The sequence below is a fragment of the Bradyrhizobium sp. SOJA106 genome (genome assembly GCF_059448745.1).
Genome location: NZ_CM182549.1, coordinates 3613568 through 3629267, shown reverse-complemented (window position 1 = coordinate 3629267; position 15700 = coordinate 3613568). Strand labels below are relative to the sequence as shown.

13 protein-coding genes and 4 pseudogenes are annotated in these 15700 nt (G+C 61.5%); 5 read left to right on the top strand and 12 right to left on the bottom strand.

Features of this window, described 5'->3' with window-relative positions:
- Positions 1 to 403: 403 nt before the first annotated feature.
- Both AC5V87_RS16295 and AC5V87_RS16290 read right to left on the bottom strand, forming a co-directional pair.
- Positions 404 to 2812 (bottom strand): 3-keto-alpha-glucoside-1,2-lyase-like domain-containing protein, encoded by a 2409-nt coding sequence (locus tag AC5V87_RS16295; RefSeq protein WP_495371593.1) that lies wholly within the window; start codon positions 2810 to 2812, stop codon positions 404 to 406.
- 269 nt (positions 2813 to 3081) lie between these two features.
- Positions 3082 to 3519, bottom strand: coding sequence for a hypothetical protein (locus AC5V87_RS16290; RefSeq protein ID WP_495371592.1), 438 nt, complete (start codon positions 3517 to 3519; stop codon positions 3082 to 3084).
- 125 nt (positions 3520 to 3644) lie between these two features.
- Between AC5V87_RS16290 and AC5V87_RS16285 the strand changes: the two genes are divergently transcribed.
- Positions 3645 to 3815, top strand: coding sequence for a hypothetical protein (locus AC5V87_RS16285; RefSeq protein ID WP_495371591.1), 171 nt, complete (start codon positions 3645 to 3647; stop codon positions 3813 to 3815).
- A gap of 186 nt (positions 3816 to 4001) precedes the next feature.
- Here AC5V87_RS16285 and AC5V87_RS16280 read toward each other — a convergent pair.
- The 7 genes and pseudogenes from AC5V87_RS16280 to AC5V87_RS16250 form a co-directional block, all read right to left on the bottom strand.
- Positions 4002 to 4408, bottom strand: a pseudogene (locus AC5V87_RS16280) (chromate transporter).
- Positions 4409 to 4632: 224 nt separating this feature from the next.
- Complete coding sequence (locus tag AC5V87_RS16275) at positions 4633 to 5097, bottom strand: chromate transporter (protein ID WP_456839210.1); 465 nt, start codon at positions 5095 to 5097, stop codon at positions 4633 to 4635.
- Positions 5098 to 5205: 108 nt separating this feature from the next.
- The gene (locus AC5V87_RS16270) at positions 5206 to 5502 is read right to left on the bottom strand and encodes a hypothetical protein (RefSeq protein WP_456839211.1); all 297 of its coding nucleotides are present in this window, start codon (positions 5500 to 5502) and stop codon (positions 5206 to 5208) included.
- 183 nt (positions 5503 to 5685) lie between these two features.
- Positions 5686 to 6283 (bottom strand): annotated as a pseudogene (locus AC5V87_RS16265) (superoxide dismutase).
- Positions 6284 to 6311: 28 nt separating this feature from the next.
- Positions 6312 to 7220, bottom strand: coding sequence for a DUF1259 domain-containing protein (locus AC5V87_RS16260; RefSeq protein ID WP_456843378.1), 909 nt, complete (start codon positions 7218 to 7220; stop codon positions 6312 to 6314).
- Positions 7221 to 7237: 17 nt separating this feature from the next.
- The gene (locus tag AC5V87_RS16255; RefSeq protein ID WP_456843379.1) at positions 7238 to 7471 is read right to left on the bottom strand and encodes a hypothetical protein; all 234 of its coding nucleotides are present in this window, start codon (positions 7469 to 7471) and stop codon (positions 7238 to 7240) included.
- Between the two features lie 49 nt (positions 7472 to 7520).
- A pseudogene (locus AC5V87_RS16250) lies at positions 7521 to 8259 on the bottom strand (chromate resistance protein ChrB domain-containing protein); the annotation flags it as partial.
- Between the two features lie 272 nt (positions 8260 to 8531).
- Here AC5V87_RS16250 and AC5V87_RS16245 point away from each other — a divergent pair.
- From AC5V87_RS16245 to AC5V87_RS16230, 4 genes are all read left to right on the top strand, one after another.
- A complete protein-coding gene (locus AC5V87_RS16245; protein ID WP_456839212.1) occupies positions 8532 to 9431 on the top strand; it encodes a sulfite exporter TauE/SafE family protein in 900 nt (299 codons plus the stop codon).
- A gap of 317 nt (positions 9432 to 9748) precedes the next feature.
- Complete coding sequence (locus AC5V87_RS16240; protein ID WP_495371590.1) at positions 9749 to 10783, top strand: Cj0069 family protein; 1035 nt, start codon at positions 9749 to 9751, stop codon at positions 10781 to 10783.
- Positions 10784 to 10786: 3 nt separating this feature from the next.
- Positions 10787 to 11383 carry an ABC transporter ATP-binding protein gene (locus AC5V87_RS16235; RefSeq protein WP_495371589.1) on the top strand — a complete coding sequence of 199 codons (597 nt, stop codon included), beginning with the start codon at positions 10787 to 10789 and terminating at the stop codon, positions 11381 to 11383.
- A complete protein-coding gene (locus tag AC5V87_RS16230) occupies positions 11380 to 12180 on the top strand; it encodes an ABC transporter permease (protein ID WP_495371588.1) in 801 nt (266 codons plus the stop codon). The genes AC5V87_RS16235 and AC5V87_RS16230 overlap by 4 nt, the downstream gene beginning before the upstream one ends.
- Positions 12181 to 12658: 478 nt before the next feature.
- On the opposite strand, the pseudogene AC5V87_RS16225 reads toward AC5V87_RS16230, so the two are convergent.
- The 3 genes and pseudogenes from AC5V87_RS16225 to AC5V87_RS16215 all read right to left on the bottom strand — a co-directional run.
- Positions 12659 to 12838, bottom strand: a pseudogene (locus AC5V87_RS16225) (helix-turn-helix domain-containing protein); the annotation flags it as partial.
- A gap of 1272 nt (positions 12839 to 14110) precedes the next feature.
- Positions 14111 to 14590, bottom strand: coding sequence for a Crp/Fnr family transcriptional regulator (locus tag AC5V87_RS16220; RefSeq protein ID WP_456839216.1), 480 nt, complete (start codon positions 14588 to 14590; stop codon positions 14111 to 14113).
- Positions 14591 to 15089: 499 nt separating this feature from the next.
- Positions 15090 to 15560, bottom strand: a complete 471-nt coding sequence (locus AC5V87_RS16215; RefSeq protein WP_456839217.1) for a hypothetical protein — start codon at positions 15558 to 15560, stop codon at positions 15090 to 15092.
- Positions 15561 to 15700: the final 140 nt, after the last annotated feature.

Genomic DNA, 15700 nt, shown 5'->3' with positions numbered 1-15700 from the left:
TTACCCATGTCTCCGGGCCGGACAGCGCACGGCAAGGACTTCCTGCTCGGCGACGAACTCTCGATTGCGGATTTCTATCTACTGCCGAGCACATTTGCCTTCAGCCTCACCGCCGAAGGGCAGTCGATGTACCCGAAATTTCGGGGATTCTGCCGGTGCCGGGAGCGCATGGACAATTTGCCGGCAACGCAAAAGGTGCGCGCATCCGTGCAACGCTTGCCGATCGAACACGCACGGGAATGGGCCACTTCGCACCGGCCGAAATACTGACCATTTCGGCCGGTGCGTGGCGCTAACGACAGAAGCCAGTTTGTCAACCGGAGGCTTTTGAGACCGGCTAGAAAGGGTACGGCGGCGCTGGTCCCGCCATCCTTAGCTCGACCAACACCGAGCGAGGTGAATGTTACGCGACCCTCGGGAGAGGCAGTTCGGCGACCCCCGGCACCACTTCCTTGATGCGAATATTGCGGAATTGCACCTTCGAACCATCATGATGGTTCTGCAGTGCGATATGGCCGCGAGGTGACCGCGGCTTGGGGTCCGTGTAGTCGTTCACAAGCATATCATTCAGCGTCACCTTGATGCGGTTGCCGATGGCTTCGATCACGAACGTGTTCCACTGCCACGGGCCCTTCGCAACATCAGTGCGGGTCGGGGCACTGATGTTGTAGATTGCGCCGGTGCTCCGTAAGGGATCGTTCTCCTTCTGCGCCTCGGAATTGTACCCGCGCGGATCGATCTGGATTTCGTAGCTCTGGTCGATCGCCGCCATCCAATCGTTCGGATTCGAGCTGTTCAAGTTCGGCACGCGGATGAAAACACCGGAGTTGTCGGTGCGGCTCGCGTTCTGCCATTCGAGCTCGAGCACGAAGTCGGAGAAGCTTTCGCGCGTGTACCACAGCAGCCCGGATCCGCCGACGGACTCGAGAATGTCGAACACCTGGAGGAAGCCCCCGACGCCCGACATCTGCCAATTGACCAAACTCCCGGTGTAGAGCGATTTGAACTGCACCGACGGGGTTGGCGCCAACGCGGCAACCACGGCAGCGCTGCTCTCACGGGCGAGCGCTAGGCCCGTTAAAGAAGGATTCGCCGACCCGACCGTTGGAAACAAGGCAGGACCGGCAACGTAGGCGTTCGAGATGTGATGGAAGCGTCCGGTGGGGTCGGTAATCGACATCGCCGGATCATCGCCCATCCACAGCGTGCCCGCTTCATGATGGGTATTGCCCAACTGATCCTTCGTGACGGCAAACGGATCGGGTGGCGGAGCGCTTTGCCAACCGCCGTTGTATAAATACTGGACGTCGCCGGCGCTCTTGCTGAGGCGACCAGCCAACTGGACAGCCGCTGTGGCGAGCTTTCTCCATGCGGCGTAGTCGTTCGGCGTGGGCGTGAAATTGACCCAAGCGCGCGCGCTCAGACCATCGTTCTGAAGCGGATCGGCTCCGTTCGTGAGGTTCACGAAGCTGGTCGTGCTGCCTGGTCCGCTGCGCCTGTCCCCGTCCATTTCTCCGAGTCCCCGGAAGACGATTGCCACCCAATCCGGGTCTTCGTTCGAAAGCAGATTCCGCAAGAGGTCGATGTCAGGCACCATCGTCCACATGGTCGCTTCCGGGTTCTGTCCCTTCTCCGCCGATGCGAGCACCTGAAAATGATAGCGGCGCTTGCTTCCGTCGGGGTTTGTGATCTCGCCACGAACGATCGCCCCGCCCTGTTCGAGCGTCGTGGACGCGCCGAGCCCGAGGGCGCTGCGCTTGACGCGCACCGTGAGATTGGTGCGCAGATGGGCCATGAAATTGGCGCCCATGCTGAACGGGCCGCGGGTAACCGGAAACGACTCAAGGGCCAACCGCGTCGTTTCGATGGTGCCCGCCGCCAGGACAACCTGACAGTCGGTACTGAGATTGTTCGGAGTGGAAAGCGACCGGAATTGACCATTATAGGTCAGATCGATTCCGCTGACCCTGCCTCCGCTGGTCTGCAGGCGTATGACGTGACACCTGGGAACGAGGAAGAAGCGGCGCCGCGAATTGTCGTTCAGGGTCCAGCGCTTGGCGATGTCGTCCCGGATGCTTTCGAGCAGCATGGGTCCGCTGCTGAACTTGTCGAACGAAAACAGCCCGGGGCCAGGCGAATTCGCCTGCACCGCGATCGGAGCTTCTTCGACGAGATCCAAGCTCACGTCAGGCAGAATCACGTTCGTACCAGCGGCAACGGCTCCTAACTGTGCATTGACCGCCGTGTTGAGGGGACCGGACAGGTAATCTGCCTTTTCCTGTACGCCGATCTCGCGCTCGACATCCGGGTAGTTCGCGTTCAGAAAATCACGCGCGCCTTTCGGCCACACATTGAGGTCGGCCGGCATCAGCCGCGGCGACCAACCTCCCCAGAAAAGCGAGCGGCCACCCGGGCAGTAAGCCAGTCCGGTGAACGGCTCGTTGCTGTGCCAAGGAATGCCCCACACGCCGTTGCGCGCGCCTGGATCCTGGTTATTGTGCGTGACCAGTGCGCTATCCGGCGCATTCAAGCCGAGATGCGGCATGTTCTGCACGTGCGTCGGCGCAAGATAGCCGCCCGCGTCCAGGAGCAGCACCCGTAGGTTCTGGTCGGCGCCGGCGCGATAGATTTTGCTGGCAGCGTACGCGCCGAACATCCCGGCGCCGATGACGACGACATCGAATGGCCGGCCGCGATTGTTCACAGCTTCGTCATATGTGCTGCACACGTACCTGCCGAGCAGATCACGCGTGAATTCGGTGTCCTGGATATCGACTGGAGCGGAGGGGTCATTTCGCAGAAAGGTCAGCATCGGAGAGCCCCTTTCGAGGCGTTGTTGAAGCAGCCGTGAGGCGTATGGCCTGGATGGCCGCAAAGACCTGGCCCCGCAATCGCGGCCGAGAACAAGATTATATAAGAAGCTTGCGGTCGGCTATATGAGGCGGTTCACACGCAGAGCGCGAACTAGCCGGGCTCGAGAGGAGGCCGGGATCGGCCTCTCAGAACTGCAGGTAATGCGGAAAGCTATTTGACCTCACCATATGCCAGATCATCGAACAGGGTCACGCTATCCACCTTGGTTCACGAGCCAATCATGCCCGCGTCAGCGATCGTGCTGTCCTCCACCTCGAATAGCGGCTTTCCGTCACAGGTCACCTTGAACCGACTTCCCGTGAAGTCGCAACGCAGCGCGTGCCATTGGCCCGACGTGACCGGCGTGCTGACGCCATAGCCGCCCTTGCGTCCGACAATGTCCAGCGGGGTTCGAACGCCTTTGATGGTCTTATAGAGCACCACGTTGTCGTCCAGCGCGTTTGCGCGGACAACGTAGTAGTCGTCTGCGGCTTTCGCGCGCCAGATGATACCCGCGGCGCGCTCCTCAGAGCCCGCGACGGCCTTGAATTTGACCTCCACAAAACCGTCACCGATGCTGGTGTCGTCTTGATGGCCACGGGGAAGGTCGCCCGCCCGGATTGCTTGAAGACATTCGGCTTGCTCGGCGCCGAGGCGTCGCCTCAACAGTCCATCTCGGTTGTCCCTGGCCGGTCTTAGTCAAAGTCTATCCTTCCGGCGACATTCCGACAGGACTATTGTCAAAGTTCAAGGTCTTCGCCACAGCGCTCCCTCCCATCAAAGAAACCAGCATGAACATCATTGCAACGCTCGCCCGCGCAGAAGGGTCTGCACCGCAGGATAGCCGAGCCGAGGCCCAGGGCGGCGAGACCGAACACGCCGGCCAGGCCGCGCCGAGCGACGACCATCAGACCGTCGGCCGCGACTGGCGCGCTCTTCCGGGAGACAAGGATCGCCAATAGACTACCCGGCCAGACCCGGTATGGCGGACGTGCGGCGGCACGAACGATTGCCGCACGTCGCTTCATAGCCGCACCATTTCCGAGCGCCGTGCCCATCGTCACTCCTCACTTGAGCCCGGTGAGCACCCAATCCGGCTGCGGGATCGGATAGGCGATCAGCCCAATGACTGCAGTGGCGGCAATCAGCTAGGGATTGCTGACCTTCCAGCGGAACAGCACGGCAAGCGACACGATGCCGATCAGCGCAGTCAGCCAGTCCCCGATCGCGATCTTGCCCGGCAGGAAGCTCGCACCCACGATGGTTCCGATCGCGGCGGCGTAGGCCCCCTTCACAAAGCCCTGCACGTTCGGGTTCTTGCGGTGTCGCGCCAGCAACGGCGCCACGATCAGGACCAGCAGGAAGGACGGAAGGAAGATGCCGACCGTCGAGATCAGCGATCCCCAGAAGCCCGCGACCAGATAGCCGACGAAGGTCGCCGTGATCACGACCGGCCCGGGACTCATCATCCCGATGGCGACCGCCACCAGGATTCGCGCTCGTTGAGCCAACCGTACTGCTGCACCAGCCCCTGCTCGAGAAAGGGAACGATCACAAGGCCGCTGCCGAAGGTCAGGGAGCCCGCCTTGAGGAAGAACAGCAGCAGCTTGCCCAATGTCGAACCGGTCGCAACGGGCGCGACCGCGGGTGCCGCCGCCGGAATCACCGCGAGTTGGAGAGCGACCGCAGGCTGCTTGATGTGACCGTAGTAAATGATGCCGACGATTCCGGCACCTATGAACAGCAGCGCGACCTCCGCTTGCAGGATCACAGTCACGGCTAGACAGACCGCGGCGATGGCCCATTGTCCTCCATGCCGAGCTTGGCGAGCCGGTAGCAGGAATGCAGGATCAGCGCGATCACGGCCGGCCTGACGCCATAGAAGATGCCGGTGACAGCCTTCAGATCCCCGAGATGGACATAGAGCGCGCCAAGGGCTGCGACGATGACGAAATTCGGCAGGATGAACGCCCAGCCACCGGCCCACGCTCCCCAGAAGCCGCAGCGCAGATAGGCGATGAAGATCCCGACTTGGATCGCGAGCGGACCGGGAAGCAACTGGCAAATGGCGATGGTCTCGCGCATCTGCTCCTTGGTCAGCCAGTTCTTGTCGTTGACGAGCTCGCGCTCCATTTGGCCGACCAGCGCGACCGGACCGCCAAAGCCGAGAAAGCCCGGCCGCAGAAAATAGCGCACCAACTCGCCCATGTTTCCACGCTCGGCATTCGTGCTTGTGGTCGTCATCACTTCTCCCCATCCCCCGTGATATGCGGCCTCCAATATGCCATCGATCGGACCACCGGGCCCGGTCGGCTTCAGCTCGAACCGTTTACCGCTTTGTGTCACGCGGTATCAGTCGTCGTCCATCTCCTTGATATAGAGACAAATTTCATCCTTCTGGATGCGCCATTTTCCGACCTGCTTCACACCCATCGAGTAAGTTCGCAGCGTCCCGTCGCCGTCATAAACAAACCGATAGTGGACCTCGTCGGTCAGTTGCTTCCCCGTGAAAGCCGCTCGAATCTGCACGCCGGTCAACGTCCGAACGCTCTCGGCCGCGACACATCCGGCATAGAGGGTGACCAGTCCCCCGATACCGTTAGCGAGTGCCGCGATGAGGCACCTCGCAAGTTGGCTCTTCGATTGCACCAGCCTCACTTTTTGCACGCCTTTCGACAGATCTCATACTCCGTCTTGCAGGCGGGACGCGTAGTTCTTCATGCAGGCGGCACGCTGGTCGGCGCAAACCTTGCAGGTCTGGGCGTGAGCCGCCTGCAGGGCGGCAAGCAGACCGGCCAGCGCGAACACAGCGATGGCACCTCATCTCTCCTTTCAGATTTCCTTCACGTATTGATCGTAGAGCGCGGAAGCGTTTTCCCAGCGGATGGCCTCCATGTAGACGTCGACATAGCGGGCTGCCGCCGCGCCCAAGTCCATGTGATAGGCGTGCTCATACATGTCGAGCACCAGCACCGGACGGCCCCCGGCGAGCGTCGTCGTATGATCGGCAGCCCACTGGTTGACCAGCCGCTTGTCGCGAGGGGAGTAGGAGAGGATTACCCACCCCGAACCTCCTCCCTCCGCCTTGCCCATCGGCTGCGAACTCCGTCCGCCACCGATCGATGCTGCCGAAGTCGCGTACGATCGCTTCGGCGAGCGCGCCGCCAGGCTTGCTCGCGCCGCCGAGACCGTCGAAGTATATCTCATGCAGGATCATCGAGTTCGCCGCGATCAGCTCTTCGCGCTTGAGGCCGTTGATGACGAAGTTCGGCGCCTTGGCGAAGTCCAGCTCGGCGAGCTGCGCGCTGATCGCGTTGAGCCGCTTCACTGCCCCGCCGTAGTTGTTCTCATAGTGACTGACGAGCACCTTTTCAGAGATGCCGCTGATCGATTTTGGGTCGAACGGCAGCGGCTTGGTCTCGTAGAGCATCAGGCGACTCCTTCGTTCAAGCTTTGGCTCAACTCTTCGTACTGGCCGTCTTGTCGAGCGCCGCGCGCAGGCCCTCGGCGAGCTTCAGGGCGTCGTCGTTCGCCCAGAAGTGCATGAAGAACAGCCTGGGCTGCTCGTCGAGCATGTGGCTGTGCAGCGCCGTTACCTCGATGCCGTGTGTCCGCAGCGCCAGGATTACCGGGTTGACCTCTTCGCCGGTCAGCACGAAGTCCCCCGTGATGGCGGCCTTCCCGCCTCCCGTCGGCTGGAAGTTGATAGCGATCGCGACTCCCATCGGGCCGACAGGCGTCAGGGGCATGCCGTCCTGCGTGATCGGGTCCCGCCGCTTGACGTTGAACTGGTAGACGCCGCCGTTGGCCTGGCCCTTCACGCCGATGATCTGGTCGAGCTTTGCGGTGTCTAGGTCGACGGCTGGCGGCGGGCTCGCCGGCGCCGCGACCGTCAGCGGCGTCTTGCTCTCGGCCAGTGCATCGTGGATCGCCGACGCCAGCTTGGCCGGGTCCCCATGGCCGGCGACGTGCATGTAGAAGGTTGCAGGGCTCGCCCGCAGCAGATGATTGTGCACGGCCGTGATCTCGAGACCGTTCGCGATCATCTTCGCCATCACGGGATTGATCTCAGTCTCCAGCAGAACGAGGTCTCCCATGACCATGGCCCCGCCGTGCGCAGGTTTGAACGCGACCCAGCCGCCCAGGGCCAGCGCCGGCTTGATCGCCACGCCGTCCAAGGTCACGGAGAGGTCGCTGCGGGGAAAGCCGTAGCGCCGCACGTCGTCCGAAACCGCCGGCTTTCGTCCGAGCGCCTCGTCTACCTTCTGCCATTCGGCATCTTGAGCATACGCCGGGAAGAAGGGCGCGAAGCGGATTGCGAAAAGGCAGACGCCAATGCCGGCGAGCGCGAGGATGGTTTTCTTCATGATGCTGCTCCTCTCGCTCAATTCCGCTCTTTGATCTGGCCGCTGCTGTCGACGAGCAGCTTCACGGGCTTGCCGTTCTTCACCGCAATGGCGGTAATGCCTTCGGCCGTCGACTTCACGTCTTGAACCTGCGAGTAGCCGGCCGCCTGGATCTTGGCGATCAGCTCTTCCTGAGTCAGGGCGTGAGCGTGCGAGAGTCCCGCCGCAAGCGCCACCAAGAGCGCCGCCCGATAGATCGTCGATGTTCGCATGTCTGATCTCCTGGTTGTCCCTGCCCCAGAAGTCATCAGGCCTTTGGTCTCGCTTGCCCTTGTTGGTTGGCCAGTTGTGCAACTCCTTGGTCGCGTCGCGGCACCATCGGTAGAATGCGTCGTAGAGCCGGAGACCGGCGTTCAACTGCTCGAGGTCGTCGTCCAACATGCGCGACAGCCCGAGCGATGCCGCAAGCAGGCCCGGCGCCTCGGGAGACAGATCGAGGCGCCCCGTATCGGCGGCGCAGAGCGGGCGACGACAGGCCGAACTCCTTGAGCATCACGTCGAAGGCGCAGAGCTCGCCGCGACGGCTCCAGAACACGTTCTCGATGTCGAAAGGCGTGGCCTCGAAACGCTCGGCAACCGCCTCGATTTCAGCCGGCGCGACGAACAGGAATACCGCAGTGGGATCGACGAAGCGGCGGATCGGCCATGGGCACGCGGCCGGGTCGATCCTGGCGGCCGGCACCGTCGGATGGTTCGCTTCCTTGCAGGCGACTTGACCACCTTCGAGGTTCTCGGCGGCGACGTTGCAGCAGCGGAGCCAGACCGCGGTCCCCTCGCTGAGCTTCTTGCCCTTGTGACAGACCACGATGACGGACTGGCTCGTCGGGCGAGACGCCCAATCCTGGACGTCAAGATGCGAGCGCCGCACCGCGCCCAGGATCAGGCGCGGATCGGCCGAGAAGTCCTCGTCGACGCGCGCGTCGATAAGCGTCGGCGCTGCCGCCGTGCCGACCAATCGAGCCAATTTATCGGGAGAAATAGAAGTGTATGAAGCCGGCATGCTGCGCCCTTGGTGATCAGGACGCGATTCTTGGGCATGACGCCTCGCGGGGAGATCGCAAATCCCCAAGCCCGAAATAAAACTCTCCCAGGCGAACCTGTCAACCCGCACACGCGTTGGCGAGAGCGCCAGAACATCACGAAGACTTCACCATCCGGAACTCATCTAATCCGAGTAGTCGGCCGCCTTAAAGAGGCCCGGCTCTGTGCATCTGCAAACGGATCATCGTGATAGGATGAGCTCTCAGCGACCGGCTTGTTGGAGAAGCCGCAATGCCTCCCGTTGATACTGCGGTGATCATCGTCGCCGGCATCGCGCTGTTCGCGGCCTTCGTCAACGGAGCGCTTGGCTACGGCTTTTCATCCCTGACGGTGCCGATGGCGCTCGTTTTCTACACGAACCGCATCCTAAATCCCGCGATCGTGCTGATAGAGGTCGTCACCAATTTCTACGTTCTGTTTATCAATCTGAGTGGCGTCGCGGCCGTCTGGAGAAGGGTTCTTCCAATCGTCCTCGGCCTCCTCCCGGGGATCGGTATCGGCGCTCTGATTCTTACTTCCGTGCAGCCGGGTTGGGTCAAACTGGTGACCTACTCGATCATTCTGCCCCTCATCCTGCTGCAGGCAGCGGGGTGGCGCAGGCCAATTCGCTCGAGTTCGCTGGTCGGTCTGCCCTTCGGAGCCACTCTGGGGATCCTATACTCCGTCACAACGATCTCGGGACCACCGCTCGCGATCCTCTTCAACAACCAAGGTCTGGTCAAAACCGAATTTCGAGCTGGCCTCGCATTGGTACGCGTGGCCGAATCCAGCGTAACCGCCGTTGTCTATTATCAGCTTGGCCTTTTCACCGCCGAAAGCGGGCAGCTTCTGTGGGTCTTCTTCCCCTGCATCGCGATAGGAGTTCCGTTCGGATCCTACGCCATCAGCCGTCTGGATCCCGAGACATTCCGCCGGATCTGCATGAGCTTCGATGCATGGGTGGTGGGCTTCGGCTTTTCTCGCGTGTTGATCGAGGTTGGTCTAGTGGGAAGCCCGTGGGCCTACGGCGTCCTGATTGTCACCTTGCTCGTCGACGGCTGCTTGCTGTACATCTTTTTCAGGAGGCGAGCGGCATCCACTCGCCCACAAGAGACGTTGGTTGCGCCGGCCACCCCGAGCAGGCCGGGATAACCGCAAGAGCTTCGTCCATGACCGCCCCGCCAGATCCCCACGTTACGCTCAACACCTTCCTCGGCTACGTCATAGCTGCCCTAGCCGTCGCCATGTTCGTCTTTGAAGTCCTGCCTTCGATGCGCCTGCAGTAGGACACCGTCACAGTTGGAAACACCGCCACGGCGAACCGTCGCGGAATCGACGGGAACCGGACGTCATTTCGTGGTCTTGAAAACGGCCGAGAACTTCGCATAAGGTGATTTCGAGGGGACAAGCAGACTCCCCGTGAGACTTCGGTCCAAGCTCTGCGCAGCACGCAATCGTGGAGCTTGCGCATGGAGATCGAACGACAACCCTGTCCCCGACGTACCGTCGCCATCCTCTCGCGAGGAGATGCAGCCGCACGTCGAGATGCGACCTCGAAAAGCGGCCGCTTCTTCGATGTCTTCGAAGCGCTGGCCGCCGTCGGCGTCGAAGGGCGCCCCGCGATCTACGACGAGAGCTTCGCCGATGCCGTGCGCGAAGAATTGCTCGCAGTGGATGGCGTGCTCGTCTGGGTCAACCCGATTCAGGACGGTCGAAACCGCGCCGGCCTCGATGCGTTGCTGCGCGACGTTGCCGCGCGGGGCGTATGGGTAAGCGCTCATCCGGACGTCATCCTCAAGATGGGCACCAAGGAGGTCCTCTATCGCACCCGCTCGATGGGCTGGGGATCGGACACGGCGCTCTATCAGACCGCCGAGGCGATGCGAGCCGAGCTGCCTGCACGGCTCGCCGCCGGTCCGCGCGTGATCAAGCGCAACCGGGGCAACGGCGGCCAAGGCGTCTGGAAGGTCAAAAGGCTGCCGAACTCCTCCATGATTAGGGTCCTGGATGCGACCAAGGACGCGCCCGAGGAATTAACTCTGGATGATTTTCTCCGTCGCTGCGCGGAGTATTTCGAGAACGGCAGCGTGATCGACCAGGCGTTCCAGCCTCGCCTGACCGAGGGTGTGGTGCGCTGCTACATGGCAGGTGACCGCTGCGCCGGATTCGGCCATCACAAGGTCAAAGCGCTGGTCGACTCGCCGGCCGCGCGTTCAGAGGCCGGACCGCGGCTCTACTCGTCGAATATAGACCGGCGCTTCCAGCGGCTGCGGCGGTTGATGGAAAACGAGTGGACGCCGCAGCTAATTTCGCTGCTGGACATCGCGCGCGGTGACCTGCCCGCGATCTGGGACGCAGACTTCATGCTCGGGCCAGTCCAGGCCGACGGGAGCGACAGCTACGTGCTCGGCGAGATCAATGTCAGCTCGGTGCATCCCTATCCGAATGAGGCCCCGGTGGAGATCGCCCGGCGGGTTGCCGACCGGCTACAGCTCAAGCTCTGACGCATGTTGACGGTCAGCGGGCTCAAGCGCCTACACCTCCTCGTATCATTCGACCTGCAGGACGGCGAATGCGTCGCCCTGCAGGGGCCTTCCGGGGTCGGAAAGACCTTATTGCTCCGCTCCATCGCGGATCTCGATCCCAACGAAGGAACGGTCAAGCTGGACGGCATGCTCAGAGAAGCGATGCCCGCCCCCGCCTGGCGAAGACGAGTGACCTATCTCGCCGCCGAGCCGGGCTGGTGGTCCGATACCGTGCAAGAGCACTTCGCGGCCTGGGATGATGCTCTGCCGCTGGTCGCGCGACTGGGGTTGCCAAACGACTGCGGACCGTGGCCGATCCAAAGACTTTCAACAGGAGAGAGACTGCGATTGGCGCTTGTGCGGGCGCTCATGCTTCGATCTCGGGTGCTTCTGCTGGACGAGCCGACCTCAGCCCTTGACGCAGCATCCGCTGCGGCCGTGGAAGCTCTGATTGCCGAACGCATCTCGGATGGGACGAGTGTCGTCTGGAGTACCCACGACGACGCGCAAGCCCGCCGCGTCGGTTCAAGGATCTTTGCGATGAGCCCCAACGGCGGCATCCAGGAATGCCGGCCGTGACCTACATCCAGCTTTCGTACGGCGACCTGGTCCTGCCGGCGCTCCTTGTCGTCATGGATGGCGTCTTCTCGCTTGTTCTCCGCCTCAAGCTCGAGAAGCAACTTGCCATTGCGGCCGTGCGCATGGTGGTGCAGCTCGTCCTCGTTGGATACGTGCTGACATTCTTGTTTGCTGCGGTGTCGCCGCTCTGGACCGCTCTCGCCGCCCTGATCATGGTCCTCTTCGCCTCGCGGGAGATCGTCGCGCGGCAGAAGCGGCGCCTTCAGGGCGTTTGGAAGTACGGCCTGGGCGCCGGATGCACGCTGCTCGCCGCGGGTACGGTCACGATGTTCGCACTCTTGACGGAGCTACGACCCGATCCGTGGTATCACCCGCGCTACGCGCTGCCTTTGCTGGGCATGATGCTGGGCAACACCATGACCGGAATAAGCCTAGGCCTGGACGTGCTGACGAACAGCCTGGTGCGCGACCGAGCCGCCGTGGAAGCTTGTCTTGCGCTCGGCGGCAGCCGACAGCAAGCCCTGTTGCCCGTGGTACGGGACGCCTTGCGAAGCGGCTTTATGCCGATCATGAACAGCATGGCGGCGATCGGCCTCGTTTCCTTGCCGGGGATGATGACCGGCCAGATCCTTGCGGGCGTCGAGCCTGTCGATGCGGTCAAATATCAATTGCTAATCATGTTCCTAATCGCCGGTGGGACTGGGCTTGGAACGTTGGCTGCCGTCCTGGGCGGCGCGCGCCTGCTCACTGACCATCGACATCGGCTGCGTCTGGATCGAATTTCGGCCGAAAAATAGGAATGCAGCTCTATCGTCTCGAAACGGGGTGGCGGATCACTTCTGTGAGGGGTTTCGGATGCCGGCCGCATGAGGGGGCGGCGCCGCGTGTTCGGTGGCCGGCGTCCGAAAGCCTCCAAGGGAGGAAACCGCGCTTGAGGGACGTAAGGCGGTGCGGCAGGCGCTATGGGGATTTGAGCGCCGCGGGTGAGTTCGGTGATTGGGATCGAGCCGGCCCAACGAGTTGTGCGACGGTGAAGCCGCAGACGAATGCGGGGCGGATGGCATCGAACTCCACAACTTTTCCCACGATTTGCGACGGCTGGTGGATACCTGGGTGCGCTCTGCCGTGGCCGGTCGAGAGCCGGCGAGCGCGACGGGCAGATTTGCGGGATTGCGTCACGGTCATGAGGTGTCGATCCTGATGCGGCTCGTTGGGGCTGTCGGCCGATGCCGTGGCGTACAACCGCGCGCAAAGACCTCGATGATGATCATACGACCGCCGCAGCATGATCTCCCGCAATGCCAGCTCGCCGCCTTTGTCGTAGAGCTCCTTGAAACGGTAGAAGCTGTCGCGGCTGTAGCCCATCATCTTGCAGGCTTGACTGACATTCCCAAGCTGCCTGGCAAGCTCCAGCAATCCAACCTTGGCGCGGATAATCTTCTGTTCGGTCGTCATGGTGTCCTCCAATCGCCGAGGCGGGGCGCTGCGCAACCCCGACCAGCTCCGCGACCCGCCTCGGCTTGCGATTCGCCATGGGGAGCCAGGACACCGCTGTCAGATTACGTTTTAGCTAATGCACCTTATCGATGCCGAGCTGCAGCTGATGAAGCGAGGTGGCGGCAACCCGATGTTGGACTATGGTCCTCGTACCGCGGTTTAGATTGGGCCCGCCTCCTCGGAGCTTCGCCGCCGATGCGCATGACTGCATCATGGTTGCGACTCTCTCGGGTCGGCCGAATACAAGTTCGTGGCGCGCGATCTGCGCGCACGATGGCGAGCTCCCCCTCGGTATCGTCTTAGTTGCCAACCGGAGGCCGCCCCCGATCGCTCAAGTCTGCCGCTGTGCTCGCGACCGTCAAGGGCAAGTCGCTTCGCGATGGCCTTCGGCCACCCTTGACCGCCGCTGCGCGCAGCAGCCTAGCGAACAGCAGGTCGGGACGAGGAGATGTCGTAGCCCGGCCAAACAAGGAGATGGCCATAACGAAAAGCCTTGACACCAATCACCCCATACAAGTCCTCTGGCGCTTCTCAGACATGCGCATCCAACGGATGTCCGCTTCACGTCAGGAGCGCCGGTCCCGCTTCTGGCTTCGAGGAAAGCATCGGTCCTCGCTGCGCCTCGTGGCATGTTCCCGCCGGAAAATGTGAAGTTAGTCGTCAGCAACTCCTAGTCGCCCGGCCCTAGAAGTCGGTCGTGCACATGCGCGCACTAAAGGCTCCCAAGCCCGCTTCAGAACGTCTGTCCACATTAGCTGTGATGGGATTTTTCTTGATCTCCCGGTGCAGACGTCGTGCACACGCCGCTCTCTAACGCATTGAACTCTCGCTCAATCCATCACCGGGATTACAGAAATTTGTATTCCTCAGAGGCTTAGCTGTCCCACCGCGCCATGCAACGAAAACCGGCTGAATTTTTCCGCTCCAGATCAAAGACATAGTTGCTGGTTCGGATTCCGCACCGCTTCCGGTTTGCCAAGAGTGGACACGGGTTCCACCACTGCAACTCGTGGTATACGATTTGGTGTACCGCAATAAGTTGAATTGTCGTTAGGTGCGGGACGCGCTGCCTGCGGAACGAAGACTCTTCAAACACAATGCAAGCACGCGCTCGTCCGTCGGCGGCCCGCGTTCGAAAAAAGACTTCGATCCTTGCGGCGGGTTTGTTGGACTAACCTCTGGGGTCCGGTCAATCACGTCCTGCGCACCGAAACCGGATCAGTCACTTCCTCACCGACTCGCGTGAAGCATCTGCAACTCCGCAATCCGATTGTCGGCGCGACGAAGCCGCCGACAAAGCTCGCGGTTGACATTCTGCATCACTATCACATACGCGTAGATGTCGGCCTTGAAGTACGCGTAAAGTTGTCGAGCCGTAAGCTCGTACAGCAGAGTTGAGCTCTGCGCGACGATGGTCGCTGACCGGTTCTGCATTTCGATAAGCGTCATTTCGCCAAAAAAGTCTCCGGGCCCGAGACTGGCCATTCGAATTATGCGGCCCGCACCCGCGAACTTACTCACCACGAGCTCGCCGGAGTGAACAACGAACATGGAGCGGCCCGGTTCTCCTTCCGCGACGACAGTGTCACCAACCTCGAAGCGGCGCTCGACCAGCATCGAGATTAAGAGATCGCAACTCGCGTCTGAGAGACCACCGAAAAACGGTGTGGCAAGCAAGAACGCTTTCAGATCGGGCGAGCTGACAGCCATCGACAAAATATACTCCCGCTCCCAACCGTGGCAAGCCGCGAAGCCCAGCGGACGTTTCTGCCAGAACCATCTGGGGAACCTCGGGCGCCGGCAGACCGGCCTGATCATTGTGAAGTAATCACTCCATTTGTGGCGTTTGAAACTCCAGTTTTCGTGACGACCTGTCGTCCCGGCAGACCCAGGTTGGTCGGCCGGAGCGCCAAGACGTGACGCTGCTGCCGCAGGCATGAGGGAGGCGCGGTGAGTACACTTGGGAACTGGTCATGATCCTGAACTTGCACGTCAGGGTCTGTTTGTCAGCGCTGTCGCCCAGCAACTTGGGCTCAATCGGAAGACAGTCGAGCCTACATTGCCGGTAACCCTGGAGCCGCCGGCTTACAAAAAGCGGCACCGGCTTTCCGATCGTGCTTCGCTACTAACTGGCTGACCTGAGCGCGCTCTTCGCTGTCACAGCCGCCGCGTAGAGATCGCCTGCTGCGCGAGCGCTTTTTCGCCCGGATCAAAGGCGACCTCTAATGGTAGCCAATATGCCTGTCGTCGTGTCAATGATGGTGAGGGCCTGGTCAATCTTGCCTTGCCCCAGCGGATATTTGGTACACCGCTCGGAGATCTGAACTAATCGTTTTCTTTCGCTGATCAGGATCGTGCTGCTCTTGTCGACGGCAAACTTGACGATGTCCCGCATCGGACTCTCGTCGCCGAAGTCTGTCAGATCTTTTTCCATAGTGATCAGATACTCGTAGCTTGCGAGTTCGTCGGAGATTTGCAGAAGTTCCCGGACAGTCGAGTTGACGCATTCAGCGTCGCCGCTGGAAACATCAGGGCGCTTTGCGGTTGCGACAAGGTCGTTCATGAGATTGGCAAAGAGCGGCCTAAGGCTCTCCGCCTGCCGGAAATCGCTCTCGGACAGGACGCCCGCACTGCACACACCGGGTAAGGCCAAAGCTAGCCCCACGCCCGCGGCCAGCATTTTTCGGTGCGCTCGCCCTGGGAACGAAACTCTCGTAGTGCCGATCAGCCCGTGCATCCCAATTGGTCCCTCCACCCCTTATTGTTAGATGGTTGCTTCTGTGCAAAGATCGGGCATCGTCGGCTGCAGTTCACACTTGC